This is a genomic window from Acidovorax sp. Leaf78, assembly GCF_001422735.1.
Classification (GTDB): Bacteria; Pseudomonadota; Gammaproteobacteria; order Burkholderiales; family Burkholderiaceae_C; genus Acidovorax.
In genome coordinates this window covers 418,927-439,084 of record NZ_LMLZ01000021.1, presented here as the reverse complement: position 1 = coordinate 439,084, position 20,158 = coordinate 418,927, and the positions used below count along the sequence as shown (strand labels likewise).

Annotated in this window: 17 protein-coding genes; 11 read left to right on the top strand and 6 right to left on the bottom strand. The window is 67.6% G+C overall.

The features are described from left to right. Position 1 precedes the first annotated feature (1 nt). The gene (locus ASF16_RS18025) at positions 2–1,219 is read right to left on the bottom strand and encodes an amino acid ABC transporter substrate-binding protein (RefSeq protein ID WP_056170352.1); all 1,218 of its coding nucleotides are present in this window, start codon (positions 1,217–1,219) and stop codon (positions 2–4) included. A gap of 221 nt (positions 1,220–1,440) precedes the next feature. Between ASF16_RS18025 and ASF16_RS18020 the strand changes: the two genes are divergently transcribed. Then, positions 1,441–2,412 carry a helix-turn-helix domain-containing protein gene (locus ASF16_RS18020; RefSeq protein ID WP_056170349.1) on the top strand — a complete coding sequence of 324 codons (972 nt, stop codon included), beginning with the start codon at positions 1,441–1,443 and terminating at the stop codon, positions 2,410–2,412. 165 nt (positions 2,413–2,577) lie between these two features. On the opposite strand, the gene ASF16_RS18015 is transcribed toward ASF16_RS18020, so the two are convergent. Further along, positions 2,578–2,964, bottom strand: coding sequence for an Hsp20/alpha crystallin family protein (locus tag ASF16_RS18015; protein WP_056170347.1), 387 nt, complete (start codon positions 2,962–2,964; stop codon positions 2,578–2,580). Positions 2,965–3,059: 95 nt separating this feature from the next. Here ASF16_RS18015 and ASF16_RS18010 point away from each other — a divergent pair, with 95 nt between their 5' ends. The 9 genes from ASF16_RS18010 (at position 3,060) to ASF16_RS17965 (ending at position 13,883) form a co-directional block, all read left to right on the top strand. After that, entirely contained in the window at positions 3,060–4,406 is a 1,347-nt protein-coding gene (locus ASF16_RS18010) for a branched-chain amino acid ABC transporter substrate-binding protein (RefSeq protein WP_056170345.1), read from the top strand. A 131-nt stretch (positions 4,407–4,537) separates the two neighbouring features. Then, positions 4,538–5,539: an LLM class flavin-dependent oxidoreductase gene (locus ASF16_RS18005; RefSeq protein WP_056170766.1), complete on the top strand. Its 1,002-nt coding sequence runs from the start codon at positions 4,538–4,540 to the stop codon at positions 5,537–5,539. 37 nt (positions 5,540–5,576) lie between these two features. Then, complete coding sequence (locus ASF16_RS18000) at positions 5,577–6,935, top strand: LLM class flavin-dependent oxidoreductase (protein ID WP_056170343.1); 1,359 nt, start codon at positions 5,577–5,579, stop codon at positions 6,933–6,935. Beyond that, positions 6,935–8,140, top strand: coding sequence for a M20 aminoacylase family protein (locus ASF16_RS17995; protein ID WP_056170340.1), 1,206 nt, complete (start codon positions 6,935–6,937; stop codon positions 8,138–8,140). The genes ASF16_RS18000 and ASF16_RS17995 overlap by 1 nt, the downstream gene beginning before the upstream one ends. A 27-nt stretch (positions 8,141–8,167) precedes the next feature. Beyond that, complete coding sequence (locus tag ASF16_RS17990; RefSeq protein WP_056170337.1) at positions 8,168–8,755, top strand: GNAT family N-acetyltransferase; 588 nt, start codon at positions 8,168–8,170, stop codon at positions 8,753–8,755. Positions 8,756–8,831: 76 nt separating this feature from the next. After that, complete coding sequence (locus ASF16_RS27045; RefSeq protein WP_082517026.1) at positions 8,832–10,718, top strand: amino acid ABC transporter permease/ATP-binding protein; 1,887 nt, start codon at positions 8,832–8,834, stop codon at positions 10,716–10,718. A gap of 166 nt (positions 10,719–10,884) precedes the next feature. Next, positions 10,885–11,820 carry an ABC transporter substrate-binding protein gene (locus ASF16_RS17975; protein ID WP_056170333.1) on the top strand — a complete coding sequence of 312 codons (936 nt, stop codon included), beginning with the start codon at positions 10,885–10,887 and terminating at the stop codon, positions 11,818–11,820. Between the two features lie 24 nt (positions 11,821–11,844). Then, positions 11,845–12,789: an ABC transporter substrate-binding protein gene (locus ASF16_RS17970; protein ID WP_056170331.1), complete on the top strand. Its 945-nt coding sequence runs from the start codon at positions 11,845–11,847 to the stop codon at positions 12,787–12,789. Between the two features lie 2 nt (positions 12,790–12,791). After that, on the top strand, positions 12,792–13,883 hold the full coding sequence (locus ASF16_RS17965) for an LLM class flavin-dependent oxidoreductase (RefSeq protein WP_082517013.1): 1,092 nt from the start codon (positions 12,792–12,794) through the stop codon (positions 13,881–13,883). Here the strand turns inward: ASF16_RS17965 and mltB are convergent. The 4 genes from mltB to ASF16_RS17945 all read right to left on the bottom strand — a co-directional run bounded on the left by mltB (position 13,823) and on the right by ASF16_RS17945 (position 19,036). After that, positions 13,823–14,923 carry a lytic murein transglycosylase B gene (mltB, locus tag ASF16_RS17960; protein WP_056170327.1) on the bottom strand — a complete coding sequence of 367 codons (1,101 nt, stop codon included), beginning with the start codon at positions 14,921–14,923 and terminating at the stop codon, positions 13,823–13,825. The two genes, ASF16_RS17965 and mltB, sit on opposite strands and share 61 nt — an antisense overlap. A gap of 17 nt (positions 14,924–14,940) precedes the next feature. After that, positions 14,941–16,968, bottom strand: a complete 2,028-nt coding sequence (locus tag ASF16_RS17955) for a DUF3488 and transglutaminase-like domain-containing protein (RefSeq protein ID WP_056170324.1) — start codon at positions 16,966–16,968, stop codon at positions 14,941–14,943. Positions 16,969–17,068: 100 nt separating this feature from the next. Beyond that, the gene (locus ASF16_RS17950; protein ID WP_056170322.1) at positions 17,069–18,112 is read right to left on the bottom strand and encodes a DUF58 domain-containing protein; all 1,044 of its coding nucleotides are present in this window, start codon (positions 18,110–18,112) and stop codon (positions 17,069–17,071) included. A gap of 3 nt (positions 18,113–18,115) precedes the next feature. Next, complete coding sequence (locus ASF16_RS17945) at positions 18,116–19,036, bottom strand: MoxR family ATPase (protein ID WP_056170319.1); 921 nt, start codon at positions 19,034–19,036, stop codon at positions 18,116–18,118. A gap of 101 nt (positions 19,037–19,137) precedes the next feature. Here ASF16_RS17945 and ASF16_RS17940 point away from each other — a divergent pair, with 101 nt between their 5' ends. Then, positions 19,138–20,043, top strand: coding sequence for a histone deacetylase family protein (locus ASF16_RS17940; protein ID WP_056170316.1), 906 nt, complete (start codon positions 19,138–19,140; stop codon positions 20,041–20,043). Positions 20,044–20,158: the final 115 nt, after the last annotated feature.

Below are 20,158 nucleotides of genomic sequence, written 5' to 3'. Positions count from 1 at the left end.
GTTATTTCCAGGCTGGTTTTGCGGTGTTCAGCTGCGCCGTGGCGCGGTCCTTGGGCCACACCACTTCGAAGTCGCTGCCCTGCCACTGGCTCACCGTGCCCGGGATGGAGGCGTTCTCGCTGCCTGCAAAGCGGATGCCGCCCAGGATGGTCTTGAACTCGTTCTTGGCGATGTGCTCGCGCAGCGCCTTGCGGTCCAGGCCCACCTTCTCCACGGCCTGCTGCAATATCTGCAGGCCCGCCCAGGCATGGCCGCTGGCCCAGCGGTCGGGCTCCTTGCTGAACTTCTTCACGTGGGCGTCGAAATACGCCTTGGCCTCGGGGCTGGTCTTCACGCTCCACGATCCCATGCCGATCACGCCTTCGGTGTTGGCCTGCATCACGTTCTTGTACAACTGGAAGGCGGTGCCCACCGAGGCGTAGAAGAACTTGGGGTTCAGGCCCACCTCGCGCGCCTGGCGGCTGGCCAGGATGGTGTCGGGCGGGTAGGTGATGCCGATGAAGGCATCGGGGTTCAGGTCCTTGATGCCGCGCAGCACGGGCGCCAGGTCCTTCACGCCCAGCGGGTAGCTCTTCCTCTCCACCACCTGGATGCTGGTCTTCTTGAGCGCGCTGTTCAGCGCCGCGAAGTTTTCCAGGCCGAACAGGTCGTCCATGTAGACGATCGCCACCGACTTGACGCCGTTGGCCACCAGCATGTCCACCAGCGCGCCCATCATCTTGTCGGGCTGCTGCAGCAGCGAGAAGAAGTAGGGCAGGTTCATGTCGATCAGCTTGCGCGACAGGGCGGTGGGCGCCAGCAGCGGGTAGCCGAAGCGGTTGGCCAGCGGCGCGATGGCGAAGTTGGCGCCCGAGCCCCAGGGCGGCAGGATCAGGTCCACCTTGTCGCTGCCCATGAGCTTTTCAAACGTGCGCACGCAGGTCTCGGTCTCGCTGCGGTCGTCGTAGCCGATGAGTTCGATGGGGCGCTTGGCGCCCTTGATGCTCAGGCCGCCGGCGGCGTTCACCTGTTCGGCCCACAGCAGGTAGTTGGGCTCCTGGCTGACCTGGGCGCCCGCAGCCCAGGGACCCGTGCGGGCAATCGCGTAGCCGATGCGCACGGGGCCGCTGCCATTGCCTTGGGCCAGCAGTTGCGGCGCCACGGCCAGCGCGCCCACGGTGGCGGCGGCCCCCTTGATCCATTGGCGCTTGGAGGGTTGGGACGGTGAATGCGTTGTCATTGTGTGTCTCCTCGGATGGGAGGCCCGCGCAGTGCAGGCCGTACCCGGATCGTAGGAAGACGCCGCCCGGTACGCTGGGCTGAGCGTGCACAAAAGCCTTGTCCCAGCGTGCACGACGCAGGGGGTTTACCCGGATTTCCGTGCCCGCCGCAGGAATAGCGGCGCGGCCGATAATCCCGCTGAGACAGGCGGCACCGTCTGCATGACGACTGGAGACACCCATGGCCCACCCTCTGACCGAGGTATCGACCGACACCGTGCCACCGCGCGACCGCCTGCACCTGTGGGGCGATGCGGTGTGGCGCCTCATTGGCGGGCTGGAGTCCGATGCCTTCGGCGACGAGGCCTTTGCGGGCCACATCACGTCGGGCCAGGCCGGCTACGTGAACCTGTGCCAGCTCGACGTGAGCCGCCACCGTGTGGTGCGCACCCCCAGCCTCATCCGCAGCAGCGACCGGGCCTACATCAAGGTGGTGGCGCAGCTCGAAGGGCGCGCCTGCTTCGAGCAGAACGGCCGGCAGGTGTGGCTGTCGCCCGGCGAATGGAGCGTGTACGACACCACGCGCGCCTATGCCGTGAGCAACCCCGAGGCCGTGCGCCAGATGGTGCTGATGATCCCCAAGGAACAACTGCCCGAGCGCAAGCTCAAGCTCGACGACCTGATGGTGCAGCGGTTTTCAGGCACCACGGGCGTGTCGCGTCTGGCGTGGGACACCATGCGCGCGGCGTTCACCGAGCTGCCCAGCATGTCCGACACCGCTGCCGACGGTGTGGCCGACGTGATCACGCACCTGGTGCAGCTGTCGCTGCTGGAGCGCAACGGCCAGCACAGCGCCGTGTCGCAGCGCGAGGCCCTGCGCGACCGCATCGGCCAGTTCATCGACCGGCACCTGGGCGACCCCGAACTCACCATCGACCGCATGGCGCAGGCGCTCAACTGCAGCAAGCGGCACCTCTACAACGCGGTGGCCGACGACGAGGAAACGCTGGCCGCCATGATCCAGCGCCGGCGGCTGGAGGCCTGCCTGCGCGACCTGCGCAGCAGTGCGCAGGCGCAGCGGTCGGTGACGGACATCGCGCTGTCCTGGGGCTTTTCGAACAGCGCGCATTTCAGCCGCGTGTTCCGCAGCCACGTGGGCTGCAGCCCCAGCGAGTACCGCGTGCGGGCCCGGGTTCCGGTGCTGCCACACTGAGCGCGCGCCCGGGCCGCTGCGCAGGCCTGTCGGCAGGTGGTTTCATAAGAAAAAACGCCCCTACCGCTTGCGGTAAGGGCGCTTCCAGCTATTGAATCAATAGCATCGTGCGCGGTGCTGTCGGCCCGCCCTTTGCGGGCGAGCGACTGTGCGGGCGCCGCCTTTTTACTGAATGTTGAGCGACGTGGCACGGCTTACGGGCTCCAGACGGGCCAGCGTCAGGGTGAGCACGCCGTTTTCCAGCTTGGCGGAGCTGTTGGCGGCGTCGATGTCGGTGGCAAGCTCCCAGGCGCGCTGCACCTGGCGGGGCGCGCCTTCCACGCTGTGCAGGCGGACCTGGTTGCCTTCGATCTGGATGGACAGTTGCTCGCGCGCCAGGCCGGGCACATCGAGCTGCAAGGTGGTGGTCTTTTCGTCCTGGGTCACGCTCACGCCGGCAGAGCCTGCAGGGGCTGCATTGGCAAAGCTGCCCAGCAAAAAGCGTTGCAGCGCCAGGTCGGCAGAGCGGGGTGCGTTGAAGGCGGAACGGCGGGCGACGGGGGCGAAGATCATGGAAAGTACTCCTATACACTGCGCGGCTCTCGACGTGGTCGCCGCATGGACAGGAGTTGTGTACGGCCGCATCGCTTTTCAAGGGAAAAAGTGGCATGAATAAATTGCGTTCCGGGGGCTTGAAAACAGGCACCACGGCATTACGTCCAGCGGTTTTTGCCGCAGTTGTCGGCATCGCCGGGGTGTTGTTCTCGGCGACTCCGGCGGCGGCCCAAGGCAGCGCTTCAACAGCTGCCAGTGCGCCCGCCAAGCCGGTGAAGGTGGCGCTCATCGAAAGCCTCTCGGGGGCGTTCGCCAACACCGGCGAGGCCGTGTACCGCAACGTCTACTGGGCCATGGAGCGTGTGAACGCACGCGGCGGCGTGCAGCTGCCCGCCAGCAGCGGCGGCCCCCGCCCGCTGGCGCTGGAGCGCTACGACAGCAAGGGCCAGAACGAAGAAGCGCTGTCGGCACTGCGCGCGGCCATCGACGACGGCGCGCAGGTCATTCTGCAGGGCAATTCGTCGGCCACCGCGGCGGTGTTGATCGAAGCCATCAACAAGCACAACGAGCGCGAGCCGAACAAGCGCGTGATCTTTTTGAACTACTCCGCGGTGGACCCCATCCTCACCAACGAGAAATGCAGCTTCTGGCACTTTCGCTTCGATGCCCATGCCGACATGCGCATGGCCGCGCTGATGGAAGTGATGCGCGAAGACAAGGCCTTGAAGAGCGTCTACCTCATCGGCCAGGACTACAGCTTCGGCCAGGCCGTGCTGCGCGAGGCGAAAAAGCAGCTGGCCGCCCAGCGCCCCGATGTGACCGTGGTGGGCGACGAGCTGCACCCCATCGGCCGCGTGAAGGACTTCGCACCCTATGCGGTGAAGATCAAGACCAGCGGCGCGCAGGCCGTGGTCACCGGCAACTGGGGGAACGATCTCACGCTGCTGGTGAAGGCCGCGCGCGAAGTGGGCTACGAAGGCAGCTTCTACACCTTCTACGGCAACGCACTGGGTGCGCCCGCCGCCATCGGCGACGCGGGCATCGGCAAGGTGGTGGCCGTGGCCGACTGGCTGCCCAACGTGCCGGGCGCGCAGAGCGAGGCGTTCTACCAGTCGTTCCGCACACGCTTTCCCAAGCCGCAGGATGACTACGTGCACATGCGCATGCAGCTCATGGTCGAGGCGCTCGCCCAGTCCATCGAGCGCGCGGGCAGCACCGACGCCGTGGCCGTGGCGCGGCAGATGGAGAGCGCCAACGTGCAGCTGTCGGGCCAGGGCGGCAGCATGCGCGCGGCGGACCACCAGTTCCAGCAGGCGCTGGTGGTGGGCGTGATGGACAAGAAGGGCGCACCGGGCGTGAAGTTCGACGTGGAAGGCTCGGGCTACGGCTTTCGCGTGGTGCGGCAGATTGCCGCCGCCAAGGCACAGCAGCCGCACAGCTGCACCATGACGAGGTTCTGACCCACGGCGTGGGCGGTAGGCGGCGCAGCGCGCGCCGCATATCGATATGAAAAGTTAGCGCAACCGGTGCAGGCCGTCGGGCCACAGAATTTGTCGCATTGATCACCCATGCGCGAATCGCTGCCTCCACCGTGTCCTACACCCTCTCCCTGCTCGACAAAAGTCCCATCCCCGAAGGGGCCACAGCGGCCGAGGCGCTGCAGCGCACCGTAGCGCTGGCCCAGCGCGCCGAGCAGCTGGGCTACCGCCGCTTCTGGGTGGCCGAGCACCATGGCAACCCGGGCCTGGCCGGCTCGGCGCCCGAAGTGCTGGTGGCCCACCTGCTGGCGCGCACCTCGCGCATCCGCATCGGCTCTGGCGGCGTGATGCTGCAGCACTACAGCCCCTTCAAGGTGGCCGAGGCGTTCAAGGTGCTCGCATGCCTGGCCTCCGGCCGCGTGGACCTGGGCGTGGGCAAGGCGCCCGGCGGCCTGCCGCTGTCCACCCGGGCGCTGCAAGCGCTGCACGACAAATCCAGGCCGTCCGATTTCAGCGCGCGCTTTGCGGAGCTGGACGCCTTTCTGCACGGCACGCTGGACCCGGACCACGCGCTGGCGGGCGCCGTGGCCTACCCCGCACCGCCCAGCCTTCCCGAGTGCCATCTGCTCGGCGGCAGCCCCGACAGCGCGGCGCTGGCGGCACGCCACGGCTGGCACTTCACGTACGCGGGCCATTTCAACGGCGACCCCGCCAACATCGAGCGCACGGTGCGCGTATACCGCGAGGCCGCGGGCCGGGCCCCGTCACTGGCGCTCTATGCGCTCGTGGCCCCCACGCAGGCGCAGGCCGACAGCCTGGTGGGCGCATTGCGTGTCTTCAAGCTGCATTTGTCCACCGGGCAGAGCGTGAACCTGCCCAGCGCCCAGGCCGCCGCGGAGTTTGCGCGCCAGGCTGGTGTGGCGGACTACCGGCTCGAAGAAACCCGGCCCCACGTGATCGCCGGCTCGCCCGAGCATGTGCGCGAGCAGCTCGATGCGCTCAGTGAGCGCTACGGCATCGAAGAGTTCGTGGTCGACACGCCGGTCGCGGGCTTTGCCGAGCGCCTGGCCTCGGTGGAGCTGCTGGCGGGCGCCTATGCCACCGCCGAGGCCTGACCCGCCGGCCGCCCCCCTTTCCCCAGGAACAGACACCATGAGCAACACCCCACAACCCATCCGATTCGGCGTCATGCTGCACGGTGCAGGCGGCCACATGAATTCGTGGAAGCACCCCGCAGGTCCCGCGGACGCGAGCGTCAACCTCGACTTCTACATCGAGACCACGCGGAAGGCCGAGGCCAACGGCATCGCCTTCGCCTTTGTTGCCGACGGGCTCTTCATCAACGCGAAGTCGATCCCGCACTTTTTGAACCGGTTCGAGCCCATCTCCATCCTGTCGGCGCTGGCCGTGGCGACGTCGAAGATCGGGCTGGCGGGCACCATCTCCACCTCGTACAGCGAACCATTCACGGTGGCGCGGCAGTTCGCGTCGCTGGACCTCATCAGCAAGGGGCGCGCCGGCTGGAACGTGGTGACCACGCCGCTGGAGGGCACGGCCAGCAACTACAGCCGCAACCACCCGGACCATGCGCTGCGCTACGAGATCGCCGACGAATACCTGCAGGTGACGCAAGGCCTGTGGGATAGCTGGGACGAAGACGCCGTGGTGCGCAACCGCGCCACGGGCCAGTTCTTCGACCCCGCCAAGCTGCACACGCTGGACCACAAGGGCCGCTTCTTCCAGGTGGCGGGGCCGCTCAACATCGGCCGGTCGCCGCAGGGGCAGCCGGTGATCTTCCAGGCGGGTTCCTCCGACGCCGGCATCGGCCTGGCGGGCAAGTACGCCGATGCGGTGTTCACCCATTCGCCGTCGGTGGAGGAGACTCGCAGCTTTCTCCGCAAGGTCAAGGCCAGTGCCGTAGTGCATGACCGCCAGGCCGACGATGTGAAGATATTCCCCGGCATCGGGCCCGTGGTGGGCGCCACGCAGGACGAGGCGGACGCCAAGTACCAGGCCATCCGCGAGCTGCTCACGGTCGATGAAGCGCTGGCCTACCTGGGCCGCTACTTCGACCACCACGACTTCAGCCAGTACCCGCTGGACGCGCCCTTCCCGGAGCTGGGCGAGATAGGCCGCAACAGTTTTCGCTCCACCACCGACCGCATCAAGGCCGATGCCACGGCGCGCGGCCTGACCCTGCGCCAGGTGGCGCTGGAGGCCGCCACGCCGCGCTCGCAGTTCGTCGGTACCGGCGAGCGCGTGGCCGACGAGATCATCCGCTGGGTGGACGAGGGCGCGGCCGATGGCTTCATCCTGGGCTTTCCCGTGCTGTCGCAGGGGCTCGATGATTTCATCACCCACGTGATCCCCGTGCTGGAAGCGCGGGGCCGCTACCAGCGCACGCTGCCGGGCCACACGCTGCGCGACCACCTGGGCTTGCAGCGCAAGGCCAGCCGGTATGCGCAGGCCGATGCGGATGCAGACACGGCGCCAGAGAAGAAGGTGGCGTGATGGGCGCCGCATTGCCAGCAGCGGCTTCCGCACACGACGTGCAGCGGGTGAAAAGCGTGGAAGAGGGCATTGCCGCCTTCATCCACGAGTTCCAGGCATTGCGCCGGGACCTGCACCAGCACCCGGAGCTGTCGTTCCAGGAGCACCGCACCTCGGCCATTGTGGCCGAGCGCCTCGCGTCCTGGGGGTACGAGGTGACCACCGGCATCGCGGGCACCGGCCTGGTGGGCACGCTGCGCAAAGGGCAGGGCACCAAGACCCTGGGCATCCGTGCCGACATGGATGCACTGCCCATCACCGAGGCCACGGGCCTGCCGTATGCCAGCCGCAATGCCGGGGTGATGCACGCCTGCGGACATGATGGGCACACCACGGTGCTGCTGGCGGCCGCGCGCTTCCTGGCCGAGTCGGGCCGATTCGACGGAACGCTCAACCTGATCTTTCAGCCCGCCGAAGAGAACGGCGGTGGTGCCCACCGCATGATCGGCGAGGGACTGTTCGAGCGCTTTCCGTGCGACGCGGTGTTCGGCCTGCACAACTGGCCCTGCGTGGGCGCGGGGCACTTCGGCTGCGTGACCGGGCCTGCCATGGCCTCGGTGGACCAGATCACCATCACCGTGCGCGGCAAGGGCGGCCACGGCGCCGCGCCGCACGAGACGGTGGACCCCGTGGTGGCCAGCGCGCACATCATCACCGCGCTGCAGACGGTGGTCTCGCGCAACGTCGATCCGCTGGACATGGGCGTGGTCACCGTAGGCTCCATCCATGGCGGCAACGCGCCCAACGTGGTGCCCGAGAGCGTGGAGCTCAAGCTCACCGCCCGCGCCTTCAAGCCCGAGGTGCGCGAGGTGCTCAAGGAGCGCATTCCGGCCATAGCCCGCGCGCAGGCCGAGAGCTTCGGCGCCACGGCCGATGTGTTGTACCGGCCCGGCTATCCGGCCGTGCTCAACCACGAGGCAGAAACGGAGCTGGCACGCAGCGTGGCGCTGGACACCTTTGGCGCAGCCCGTGTGGACGCAGGCTTTCGCCCCCGCACAGCCAGCGAGGACTTCGCCTTCATGCTGCTCAAACGCCCCGGCAGCTACGTGTTCGTGGGCAACGGCGATGGGGCATCGCTGCACAGCCCGTACTACGACTTCAACGACGCCATCCTGGCGCCCTCGGCCACGTACTGGGTGCGGCTGGCCGAGCGGTTTCTGGCCTGAGACCCCTTTCACGAGAAAGCCCTCCCCATGAGTGACAGCTTCATCTACACCTCGCCTGCCGATCCCCTGGCGCGCCCGCTCATCGACGAGCTGTCGCACGAGTACGAGTCGCGCTACGGCGAGTTCTATGACCGCGAAGGCGGGCAGCGCGAGATGGAGAAGTACCCGCCCGAACTGTTCACGCCGGAGCACGGTGGCAGCTTTGTGCTGCTGCTGCGCGGCGGGCAGGCGATTGGCGGCGGCGCCTTCAAGCGCCACAGCGATGCGCACACGGCGGAGCTCAAGCGCGTGTGGACGCACTCGGCCCACCGTCGCCAGGGCCTCGCCGCCAAGGTGCTGCTGGAGCTCGAAGCCCAGGCGCTGCGCCAGGGCTATGCGCGGCTGTACCTCACCACCGGCTTTCGCCAGCCCGAGGCCGTCGGGCTGTACCTGGGCCACGGGTACACGGCGCTGTTCGACACATCGCTGCCGCACGAGACGTACCGCCATCTGCCGTTCGAGAAGACCCTGCGCGCAGTGGACGGCCTGGAGTCCGCCGCCATGTTGACGACGGCGCCCGCCACACCGCACGCCCTGGGCGCGGGGCGCGCCGCGGTGGTTGCGCAAGCGGCCTGAAACCGTCACGCGCACCGGCCCCGCCTGCCCCCGCTTTTTTTCCACGAACCCCGACAGCCTGCGAGACCTCACCACCATGTCCACCTCCACCACCCTGGACGCCGCTGCCGGTCTGCCGCTGGGCCCCGGCCATGCCGCGCCCCCTGGTGCCCACAGCCATGGGGCCGGCGCGCCTGCCCTCACGCCCTCGTCCTCCTCGGCCCCTGCCCCGGTGAAGGGCGACTATTCACACTACAAAGTCGTGCCCGCGCGCTACCGGGCACGGGCGGCCGGCACGGTGTTTGCCGCCGTGGTCATCGGGCTGGTGCTGTACTCGGTGTTCACCAACCCGCGCTGGGGCTGGAGCATCTTCGGCGAGTATTTCTTCTCGGAGCCCGTGCTGTTGGGCCTGGGCCGCACGCTGCTGCTCACCGCGCTGGGGGCGCTGTTCGGCTTCACCCTGGGCACGGCGCTGGCGCTGGCCCGGGTGTCGCGCTCGCCGCTGCTGGCGGGGCTGTCGTGGACCTTCATCTGGATCTTCCGGTCCATCCCGGTCATCGTGCTGCTGCTCATCATCAACAACCTGGGCTACCTGTACGAGACCGTGAGCCTGGGCGTGCCGTTCACCAGCTGGACGTTCTTCTCGTACCCCACCACGCAGCTCATCAGCCCGTTCGTGGCGGCGCTGATCGGCCTCACGCTGAACCAGGCAGCGTTTGCGTCGGAGATCGTGCGCGGCGGCATTTTGTCGGTGGACCAGGGGCAGCTCGAAGCAGCGGCCGCCCTGGGTCTGCCGCGCCGCCGCCAGGCATTTCGCATCGTGCTGCCGCAGGCGATGCGGTCCATATTGCCCGCGGGCTTCAACGACATCATCGGGCTGGCCAAGGGCACGTCCAATGTGTACATCCTGGCCCTGCCCGAGCTGTTCTACACCATCCAGATCATCTACCGCCGCAACCTGGAGGTGATCCCGCTGCTGATGGTGGCCACCGTGTGGTACCTGGTGATCCTCACGGTGCTGTCGCTGCTGCAGTACTACATCGAGCGGCATTTTTCCAAGGGCGCGCTGCGCAGCCTGCCGCCGTCGATCTTCAGCGGCATTGCGCAGCGCCTGTGGCCTGCGCGGCGCGTGGCCGTTCAAGCGGATACGGCCGTGGCCGCACCGGCAGCAGCGCCCACGCCCGCCGTCGCCACCGTGCCGCGCTGGACGGGCGAGCGCAATCGCGGTGGCGAGGTCACCATCCACGGCGTGTCCAAGAGCTACGGCGCCTTGCGCGTACTGAAGGATGTGACGCTGACGGTGCAGCCCGGCAGCGTCACGGTGATCCTGGGCCAGTCGGGCTCGGGCAAGTCGACCTTGCTGCGCACCATCAACCACCTGGAGCGCGTGGACGATGGCTTCATCGCCATCGATGGCGAGCTGATCGGCTACCGCCAGGACGCGGACACCCTGTTCGAGCTGGGCGAGAAGGACATCCTCCAACGCCGGGTGGATGTGGGCATGGTGTTCCAGAACTTCAACCTGTTCCCGCACCTCACGGTGCTGGAGAACATCGTCGAAGCGCCGGTCACCGTGCGCAAGCTGCCGCGTGCAGACGCCGAGGCCCTGGCGCTGGAGCTGCTGGCGCGCGTGGGCCTGTCCGACAAGGCGCACAGCTATCCGCGGCAACTCTCCGGCGGGCAGCAGCAGCGCGTGGCCATCGCACGGGCCCTGGCGCTCAAGCCCAAGGTGCTGCTGTTCGACGAGCCCACCTCTGCGCTGGACCCTGAACTGGTGGGCGAGGTGCTCGATGTGATCAAGGAGCTGGCGCGCACCGGCACCACGCTCATCATCGTGACGCACGAAATCGGCTTTGCCCGCGAGGTGGCCGACACGGTCGTCTTCATGGAGCAGGGCCGCGTGCTGGAGACCGGCACACCCGCCAAGGTGTTCAGCCAGCCCGACCACCCCCGCACCGCGGAGTTCCTGGCCAAGGTGCTCTGAGTAGCCGGCACACCTCACATTCCCCCGCCCGCAACGGCCCTTCTGGGTCAGCCGGCCTGTAGCCCAGGCCGGGCTGCGGCATGGGTGCCGCTGTGATCTACCCGATTTTTTGCTTCTTCCTTTGCCTGTTTTCTTGACCCATCCATTTCATCCCCGGAGCCGACCCATGACCCTTGTGAACCGAACCCTCGCAGCCCTGGCACTGGCCGCTGCCTCCATCGCCGCATTGGCGCCCATCCACGCTGCTGCGCAGGCCATCGACCTGAGCCCCGAGCAGCCCACGCGCCCCCGCTCGCAGAAGGTGGACGAGGCGATCAAGCTCGTCGCCAAGGACTTCAAGTTCGCCAAGGACGGCGTGCTCACCGTGGGCACCACCACCGGCCGCCTGCCGTTTGGTGCCTACGCCACCGACAACAAGACGCCCGTGGGCAACGCGCCGGACATCGCGCAACTAGTGGCCGACAGCCTGGGGCGCAAGCTGGAGCTGGTGTCGGTGGCCTGGGCCGACTGGCCGCTGGGCCTGCAGTCCGGCAAGTTCGATGTGGTGATCTCCAACGTCACCGTGACCGAGGAGCGCAAGGAGAAGTTCGACTTCTCGACCTACCGCAATGACCAGCTGGGCGTGTACGTGAAGGCCGACAGCAAGATCACGTCGGTGAAGGAACCCAAGGATGTGGCGGGCCTGAAGGTGGTGGTGGGCGCGAGCACCAACCAGGAGCAGATTCTGGTGCGCTGGAACCAGCAGAACATCGCCGCGGGCCTCAAGCCCGTGGACATCCAGTACTACGACGACGATGTGGTGCTGTACCTGGCGCTGGCCTCGGGCCGCGCCGACGCCTACCTGGCACCCAACGGCATCGCCGCGCACAACGCGCGCGATGGCAAGACGAAACTGGTGGGCACCTTCTCGGGCGGCTGGCCGCAGGCGGCCGAGATCGCCGTGACCTCGCGCAAGGGCTCGGGCATTGCCGACGCGATCACCGCGGCACTGAACGCGCAGATCAAGAACGGCAACTATGCCAAGGCGCTCGAGCGCTGGAACCTGCAGTCCGAAGCCATCCAGGTCTCGCGCACCAACCCTCCCGGCCTGCCCAAGAAGTAAGCCTGCGGCCTTCAAGGACTGTTCATGACTCTCCATTCCTTATCGCGCCGCAGCCTGGTGGCCCTGGCCTCGGCGTGCGCGCTGTCCTGCGCGTGGACCGTGGCCGGTGCTGCCACCGCGTTCGACTTCAGTCCGGAGCAAAAGGGCCGCATCCGCGCCGAGAAAGACGCAGCGGCCGTCCAGGCCATTCCGAAGAATTTCAAGTTCGTGAAGGAGGGCGTCTTCACCGTGGCGATCGCGCCGTTTGCGCCGCCCATCGCCACGTATGCCAGCGACGCCAAGACGGTGGTGGGGTTCGATCCGGACTATGCGCAGCTCATTGCCGACGCGCTGGGGCTCAAGCTCGAACTGCTTCCGATTGCCTGGGCCGACTGGCCGCTCGGGCTCACCTCGGGCAAGTACGACGCGGTGATCTCCAACGTGGGCGTGACGGAGCTGCGCAAGGAGAAGTACGACTTCTCCACCTACCGCCTGGGGCTGCACGGCTTTTATGTGCGGGCCGACAGCAAGATCACCTCCATCAAGGAGCCCAAGGACATCGCCGGTCTCAAGGTCATTACCGGATCGGGCACCAACCAGGAGCGCATCCTGCTGGAGTGGAACAAGCAGAACGTCACCGCAGGCCTCAAGCCCGTGGAGCCCGTGTACTTCGACGACGATGCCGCGCGGCTGCTGGGCGTGGTGTCGGGCCGGGCCGACGCCAACTTCAACCCCAACGCGCCGCAGGCCTACCACGCGGCCAAGGACGGCAAGATCAAGCTCGTGGGCACGGTGAACGCGGGCTGGCCGCTCAAGTCCGACGTGGCCATCACCACGCGCAAGGGATCGGGCCTGGCCGATGCGCTGACGCTGGCCACCAACGGGCTCATCAAGAACGGCAAGTACACGCAGGCGCTGCAGCGCTGGAGCTTGCTGGAGGAGGCCTTGCCCAAATCCGAAACCAACCCCCCAGGACTACCGAAGTTTTGACCATGGCCATCGCGCATCTCGCATTCCTGACCCCTGGCAACTATGCCGAGGACAGCCCGCTGCAAGGGCTGGAAGACACCTTGCGCCTGTTCGAGCTGGGGGAAGCCCTGGGCTACCAGGGCGCATGGGTGCGTCAGCGGCATCTGGAGCGGGCGGTGTCGTCAGCGGCCACGCTGCTGGCCGCCGCCACGCAGCGCACGCGGCGCATCGCGCTGGGCACGGCGGTGATCCAGATGGGGTATGAGAACCCTTTTCGGCTGGCCGAGGACCTGGCGACGGTGGACGTGCTGTCGCGCGGGCGGCTGCAGGTGGGGCTGAGTGCGGGGGCGCCGCCGTACGGGCCGCTGTTGGGCGGGCGCTTGTTCGACGGCGATGCGCAGGCCATCGATTTTTCGCACGCCCGGGTGGAGCGCTTGCGCAGCAATTTGCGCGGCGACTTCTTGGGTGACGATGATTTCTTCGTGGAGTCGCCTGCAGGCCGCCAGCGCCCGCGGGTGCAGCCGCATGCTGCAGGGCTGGTGGAGCGCCTGTGGTACGGGGGCGGCTCTTTGCGGTCAGCCCAATGGGCGGGTGCGAACGGCTACCACTTGCTGATCGGCAATCTCAACCGAGGTGAGCAGACGGACGACTTCTTCGCGGCGCAGCGCAGCCAGCTCGACTTGTTCCACGCGAACTGGTCGGCGCCGTATGCGCCGCGTGTGGCGCTGGGGCGGGTCATCGTGCCGCTGGACAGTGCGGACGCCGGCACGCGCGCCCGCTACCGTGCATGGGCTGCATTGCGGTTGCCGCGCACGCTGGGACCGCAGGGCGACCGCCGCACGCTGTTCGCGCGCGACCTGGTGGGCACGTCGGACGAGATTCTGGAGAGCCTGCGCAAGGATCCCATCGTGCCGCAAGTGCAGGCGCTGCGGCTGGAGCTGCCGTACGACTTCAGCGTCGAAGACTATGCGCAGATCCTGAGCGACACCGCGCGGTACATCGCACCGGAACTCGGCTGGTCACCGGCTGCTGCGGAGCCCGGGGACTCCGGCGATCACTGCCCGGCGCGCGCGGCGGACACTTCGCGGCCCAGCTCGATCACGGCCATCGCGTAGTAGCTCGACCAGTTGTAGCGGGTGATGGCGTAGAAGTTCTCGGTGCCTGCCACGTAGCTGGCGGCATCGCCGCCGTTTTGCAGTTCGATCAAGGCCAGGGGGCCGGTGTGCTGCACGCCCGCGGCGTCCAGCACGGCGCCCTTGGCCTGCATGCTGGCCACGCTGAAGGTGGGCAGGATGTCGGGGGCCATCAGGTCATCGAGCTGCAGACGTGCGGTGTCGAACTGCACGCCGAAGTGCGTGGGCATACCGGGCGTCCAGCCGTGGCCGCGAAAGTAGTTGGCGACCGAGCCGATAGCGTCGGCCGGACTGTTGAACAGGTCCACACGGCCGTCGCCATCGAAGTCGATGGCATAGCGCACCCAACTGGACGGCATGAACTGGCCCAGGCCCATGGCACCGGCATAGCTGCCCCGGGCCTCGAACGGGTCGGTGTTGCTGCGGTTGGTGAAGCTCAAAAACTGCTCGAGCTCGCGGCGAAAGAACTCGGTGCGCTCCTTGGCACGCGGGTGGGCCGACGGGAAGTCGAAGGCCAGCGTGGCCAGCGCATCCATCACACGGAAGTTGCCCATCTGCTGGCCGTAGATGGTTTCCACGCCGATGATGCCCACGATGATCTCTGCAGGCACGCCGTATTCGCGCTCGGCCCGCGCGAGTGCGGCCTCGTTCTGCTGCCAAAAGCGCACGCCCGCGCGGATGCGTATGGGCTCCACAAAGCGGCTGCGGTACACGCGCCAGTTCTTGGCCGTGCCCTTGGCTGGCGGCAGCATCAGGCGGGGCACCTGCGTGAGGAACTGCGCCTGGCCGATGGCCTGGCGCACCCACTCGCGGTCCAGGTCGCGGCGCGCGGCCAGGTCGTCGGCAAACTGCAGCGCCTCGGGGCGGGTGGCGTACAGGACGGCGGGTTGCCTGGCGGGCGCTGCGCTGCTCTTGCCCGCGGGTTTCGGGGATTTTTGCGTGTTAGCGCTGGCTGGGGTGGAGAGGGATGCTACCAATGTGATAGCAATTGCAAGGGCGGTCCGGCTCAGGGGATTCAGCATGTCCGATATCGGTGGATTCAATGGGGGGCAGGCTTGGGCCACGGCAGGCTGCGGAACTCGCTGCGCAGTGTGCCGAGTTCAGCGCCGGGGTCGGGGGCATAGCGCAGGCGCTCCAGGCGCAGCAGCCACTCGGCGACCGCGGCGGCCGGGGTTCCGAATTGTGCCTGCACGCGCTCTGCCATCGCGCGGGGCGGCAGGTTGTCCGGCAACGCCAGGCCTGCACGCGCCAGCCGCTGGCGCGTGCGCGCCAGCAGCCGCAGCCACGGGTCGTGCTGGCTGCGTTCCCACAGGCCCCAGGCTCCAGCCACCACGGCAGCTGAGATGATCAGGTAGCCCAGGACCGTGGTCAGGTCCTGCCAACTGGGCGATTCGAACCCCAGGGCCTTGAGCAGGTCCATCTGGCGACTCTGGGTGTAGTTGAGCACCCACTGGTTCCAGCTGTTGTTGACGGCTTCCCAGACGGCGCGCAGGCTCTGGGTCATCCCGATGGTGCCCATTGCCGCAGCGAAAGCGCCCTGGGGGGCCCGCAGGCGCTGGAACTGGCCGATCCGGCCGGGGGATACCGCGCCGGTGGGGTCCACGCGCACCCAGCCGCGGCCTTCCATCCAGACTTCGGCCCAGGCATGCGCATCGGCGTTGCGCACGGTCCAGTAGCCATCCACCGGGTTGCGCTCACCGCCCTGGTAGCCGGTGACGATGCGGGCAGGCACGTCCATGGCGCGCATCAGGATGACGAACGCGGAGGCGATGTGTTCGCAAAAACCTTCCTTGCGGTCGAACCAGAATTCGTCGGCGGTGTGTTCGCCGAAGACGCCAGGGTCGAGGGAATAGCTGTAGCCGCCGGTGCGCAGGCGTTGCAGGGCTGCAGTGACGAGGGCCTGCGTCCCTCCGCCGGACAGGACCGGATCTGCCCGCATCTGCGTGGCTAGCTCCAGAGTGCGCGGGTTGAAACCGGGCGGCAGCTCGGTGTGCACGCGCAATGGGCGCACCGATTGCTGTGGGCCATGGCGGAACTCCGGGTAGCTCACGGCCTGATAGCGCAGCACCTCCGTGATGGGCCGCGTGGTCAGCCACTGTAGATCCTGCGTCATGTAAGCCTGCATGTTGGGCAGGCTGGGCGCCTCGGGGGTGGCTTCCAGCACCATCAGCCAGGGTTGCCGCTGGGGTTCGAGCGTCACTTCGTACCGCACGGCGCGGCCGCTGGTCTGCAGGTTTGCCGGCAGGGCCACACGGGCCGCCCATGCGCTGTCTTCGCGAAACGGTTCCGCATTCCACTGCCGGCCGTCGAAGCCCGTCAAGACGGGGCCGCGGAAATAGAGCATCGCCTGGGGCGGCACATCGTCGACGCTCCCTTCGAAGCGCAGGCGGATGGCCACGCGCTCATCGAGCGCGATCTCGGCCATGTCGCCGATCTTCATCGTGCCCGACAGGCCGCTGCGCCCGGTGAGGTTCTCGCTGGGCATGCCCCACAGCGGCGCCATGCGCGGGAACAGCATGAACAGCGCCACCATGATCGGGGCACCCAGCAAGGCCATGGTGCCGGCGATGCGGAAGGTCTGCGCGAGGGCAGGGCGCCCCACGGGCATGTGCGCGTTGACCAGCGCCATCAGCAGGCCCAGCAGCGCCACCAGCATGGCAGCGGCGGTGGGCAGCGACTGCGAGAAGAAGAAATTGCTGAGCATCGTGAAGAAGCCCAGGAAGAACACCACCATCGCGTCGCGCCGGGCGCGCAGCTCCAGCATCTTGAGCACCAGCAGCAACACGATCAGCGTGACCCCGGCGTCGCGACCGAGGATCGTGCGGTGGGTGAGCAGCGTGCCCACCACCGCCAGCGCCAGCAGCGCGGCCACCGTCCAGCGGCCGGGCAGGGCCTTGCCCTTGATGGCCAGCCAGCCGCGCCACAGCAGCAGCCCGCCCGCGAGCACGGTGGTCCACACCGGAAGGTTGGGCACCTGCGGCGCGATGACCCAGACGATCACGAACAACAGGAACAGCGTGTCGCGCGCGTCGCGCGGCAGGGAGGTCAGCGTTTGGCGCAGGGTCATTGCGAAAGAGTCACGCTTGGCGTTCCGGTGAATGATTTGCTATTGAAAAAAGCTTTAAGGGCTTTTGAGTGCTGCGGCGGAGGGCAATTCGATGCTGCTGTCAGCACAGTGCCAACGCCTCCAGGCAACGCCTGCGGTGCGCGGCGCCGGTGTCGGGGTTTATTTCGACGCCCGGCAGGCGCAGTCCGTATTCCAGCCCGAGCCGGTCGGCCTGCAGCACCCAGGCCGCGAGGCGCGAGATGCGTGCCTCATGGTCGGGCAGCGTGGCGCGCGCCAGGTCCAGCCACAGTTCCTGCCGCTGGGCCTGTTGCGCATCCCGGCTGACGAGGTCATCCGTGCCCGTGCCCAAGGTCTTGGCGGCTTTCTTCCAGACCACCAGCTTCAAAGGGTCGCCGCGCCGGTAGGCGCGCACACCGTCGAACTCGCCGATGCCCTGGGTCGGCGTGCTGCCGGACCCGCCCGCGCGCGGCTCGCCGGCGGGCAGGGGTGGCGCAGGAGTTTCCGGCATGGGGTAGACCAGCACCTGGGCGGCGGGGCGCCAGTATGTCCACACCCGGAAGGTGCCCAGCGGAAACCGGGTCTCGGCCGTGAGCGTGGGCACATGGTGCAGGCCCCGGCGCTCTGGCTTGAACGCCACCTGCACGCTGGCCTGCCCCTGCGCCGGCACGTCCGTCCAGGCCCAATGGTGCGACTCCTTGCCCGTGCCGTGCACCGACAGCGCAATGCCATAGCGCGGCGTCTTGCGTTCGCTGGACACCTGGATGTCGAACGCCGTGCTGGTACCCATGAAGTGGGGGTCGGGCGCCTTCAGGTGCAGTGTGAGGCCGCGCAGGTTGGCGTGGCAGATGTGCATGCCGATCACCGCGCTGCCGGCGAGCAGAAACGTCAGCAGATAGCCCAGGTTGAGCTGGTAGTTGATGGAGGCAATGAGCAGGACGATCAGCGTCAGCGCCAGCATCCAGCCAGCCCCGGTGGGCAAGATGTACACATTGCGCTGGGTCAGCGTCAGCGTGTCGTTCAGCGGCAACCGGCCCTGCCACCAGTGCTGAAAGCGCCGGCGCAGCGGTGCCATCGGGCTAAGCCGCGCCGCCAAGCCACGCCAGCGCGCCAAGGGGGAGAGGGAGAGCGGGGCAGCGGAGTCCATGCGTCAGGCCAGCGGTACTGCATCCACCATGGCCCGCACCTGCTCCACAGCCCCGCGCCCCGCATCCCCCACGGGCACCAGGCGGTGGGCGATCGTCTGGGGTAGCACGGCCTGCACGTCGTCGGGGGCCACGTAGTCGCGCCCGCTGATGAGCGCCTGCGCCTTGGCCGCGCGCACCAGGGCGATGCCCGCGCGGGGCGACAGGCCCTGCAGAAACCAGCGGCCCGAGCGGGTGGCGGCGATCAGGTCCTGCACATAGTTCAGCAGCGGGTCGGCCGTGTGTACGGCCACCACCTGGCGCTGCAGTTCGGCCAGCTCCTCGTCCGACAGCAGGGGCAGCATGGTGTCGACCATGTCGCGGCGGTCGGCGCCGGCCAGCAGCACGCGTTCGGCCGCGCGGTCGGGGTAGCCGATGGAGATGCGCATCAGAAAGCGGTCGAGTTGCGACTCGGGCAGCGCGAAGGTACCCAGTTGGTCGTGCGGGTTCTGCGTGGCGATCACGAAGAAGGGGTGGGGCAGGGGGCGGGTCTCGCCTTCCACCGACACCTGTTTTTCTTCCATGGCTTCGAGCAGCGCGCTCTGGGTCTTGGGGCTGGCGCGGTTGATCTCGTCGGCGAGCAGCACCTGCGCGAACACCGGGCCGGGGTGGAACACGAAGGACTCCTTGCCGCGCTCGTACACCGACACGCCGGTCAGGTCGCTGGGCATCAGGTCGGCCGTGAACTGAACGCGCGAAAACTGCAGGCCGAAGGTGCGCGAGAGTGCATGGGCCAGCGTGGTCTTGCCCACCCCGGGCACGTCTTCGATGAGCAGGTGCCCGCCGGCCAGCAGGCAGGCCACGCAGTCCTGTACCTGGGCCTGTTTGCCGACGATCACCGTGTTAAGCTGATCCAGTAAGGATTTGATCTTGTGCTGTGCATTCATAGCGCGACGTTATCCGAAAAACACCAAAAATTGCGATACGCGGGGACAAGACTGTGAGCAAGACGGGCTATTTCACCCATCGGGACTGTTGGAAGCACGAGATGGGCCCGGGTCACCCTGAATGTCCCGAACGGCTGGATGCCATCGAAGACCGCTTGCTGGTCACCGGTGTGGGCGATGCGCTGGAGCGCTACGACGCCCCCGAGGCGTCGCTCGCCGACATCGAACTGGCCCACGGCCGCATGCACATTGCCGCGTTGCGAGGACTGTCCGACCGGCTCAACGAAGAGCTGATGGCGGGCGGCCCCCATTACGCGCAGATCGACACCGATACCTCCATCAACGCCCACACCTGGAAGGCATCGCTGCGCGCTGCTGGTGCGGCGCTGGCCGCGACCGATGCGGTGATGGCCGGGGAGATCGAGAACGCGTTCTGCTCCGTGCGCCCGCCCGGCCACCATGCCTGCCGTGACAAGGCCATGGGCTTTTGCTTCTTCAATAACGTGGCGGTGGCGGCCAAGTACGCGCTGCAGCGCTACAACCTGCGGCGTGTGGCGGTGGTGGACTTCGACGTGCACCACGGCAACGGCACCGAGGACATTCTGGCCAACGACCCGCGTGCGCTGATGGTCAGCATCTTCCAGCACCCGTTCTACCCGTACAGCGGAGACCAGAGCCCGGCCCCCAACATGGTCAATGTGCCGGTACCGGCGTACACCCGCGGCATGGACATCCGCGAGATCATCGAGATGATGTGGATGCCCCGGCTGGAGGCCTTCAAGCCCGAAATGATTTTTGTGAGCGCAGGCTTCGATGGTCACCGCGAAGACGACATGGGGCAGCTGGGCCTGACCGAGCAGGACTACGCCTGGATCACCCAGCGGGTGAAGGATGTGGCGCTGCGATATTCCAAGGGACGTATCGTCTCGTGCCTGGAAGGCGGCTATGTGATGGGGCCGCTGGCGCGCAGCGTGGAAGCGCATTTGCGGGTCCTTGCGGATCTTTAGGGATGCTCTGCACGAATCAAGCGGAAAGTGGGCGCTGCGGATCGGGAGGGGCTGCAAGGCGCAAAACGCAGCAATAGCTGGAGCTATTGCGAGTATTTGCAACGCTGCAGACTGC

Bases quoted from the DNA above. Each gene is read 5' to 3' on its own strand.
- ASF16_RS17995 (WP_056170340.1), top strand. From the start codon at position 6,935: ATGGGCGCCGCATTGCCAGCAGCGGCTTCCGCACACGACGTGCAGCGG.
- ASF16_RS17970 (WP_056170331.1), top strand. From the start codon at position 11,845: ATGACTCTCCATTCCTTATCGCGCCGCAGCCTGGTGGCCCTGGCCTCG.
- ASF16_RS17990 (WP_056170337.1), top strand. From the start codon at position 8,168: ATGAGTGACAGCTTCATCTACACCTCGCCTGCCGATCCCCTGGCGCGC.
- ASF16_RS17940 (WP_056170316.1), top strand. From the start codon at position 19,138: ATGGGCCCGGGTCACCCTGAATGTCCCGAACGGCTGGATGCCATCGAA.
- ASF16_RS18025 (WP_056170352.1), bottom strand. From the start codon at position 1,219: ATGACAACGCATTCACCGTCCCAACCCTCCAAGCGCCAATGGATCAAG.
- ASF16_RS18000 (WP_056170343.1), top strand. From the start codon at position 5,577: ATGAGCAACACCCCACAACCCATCCGATTCGGCGTCATGCTGCACGGT.
- ASF16_RS18020 (WP_056170349.1), top strand. From the start codon at position 1,441: ATGGCCCACCCTCTGACCGAGGTATCGACCGACACCGTGCCACCGCGC.
- ASF16_RS18010 (WP_056170345.1), top strand. From the start codon at position 3,060: ATGAATAAATTGCGTTCCGGGGGCTTGAAAACAGGCACCACGGCATTA.
- ASF16_RS17955 (WP_056170324.1), bottom strand. From the start codon at position 16,968: ATGACCCTGCGCCAAACGCTGACCTCCCTGCCGCGCGACGCGCGCGAC.
- ASF16_RS17950 (WP_056170322.1), bottom strand. From the start codon at position 18,112: ATGGACTCCGCTGCCCCGCTCTCCCTCTCCCCCTTGGCGCGCTGGCGT.
- ASF16_RS27045 (WP_082517026.1), top strand. From the start codon at position 8,832: ATGTCCACCTCCACCACCCTGGACGCCGCTGCCGGTCTGCCGCTGGGC.
- ASF16_RS17965 (WP_082517013.1), top strand. From the start codon at position 12,792: ATGGCCATCGCGCATCTCGCATTCCTGACCCCTGGCAACTATGCCGAG.
- ASF16_RS17945 (WP_056170319.1), bottom strand. From the start codon at position 19,036: ATGAATGCACAGCACAAGATCAAATCCTTACTGGATCAGCTTAACACG.
- mltB (WP_056170327.1), bottom strand. From the start codon at position 14,923: ATGCTGAATCCCCTGAGCCGGACCGCCCTTGCAATTGCTATCACATTG.
- ASF16_RS18015 (WP_056170347.1), bottom strand. From the start codon at position 2,964: ATGATCTTCGCCCCCGTCGCCCGCCGTTCCGCCTTCAACGCACCCCGC.
- ASF16_RS17975 (WP_056170333.1), top strand. From the start codon at position 10,885: ATGACCCTTGTGAACCGAACCCTCGCAGCCCTGGCACTGGCCGCTGCC.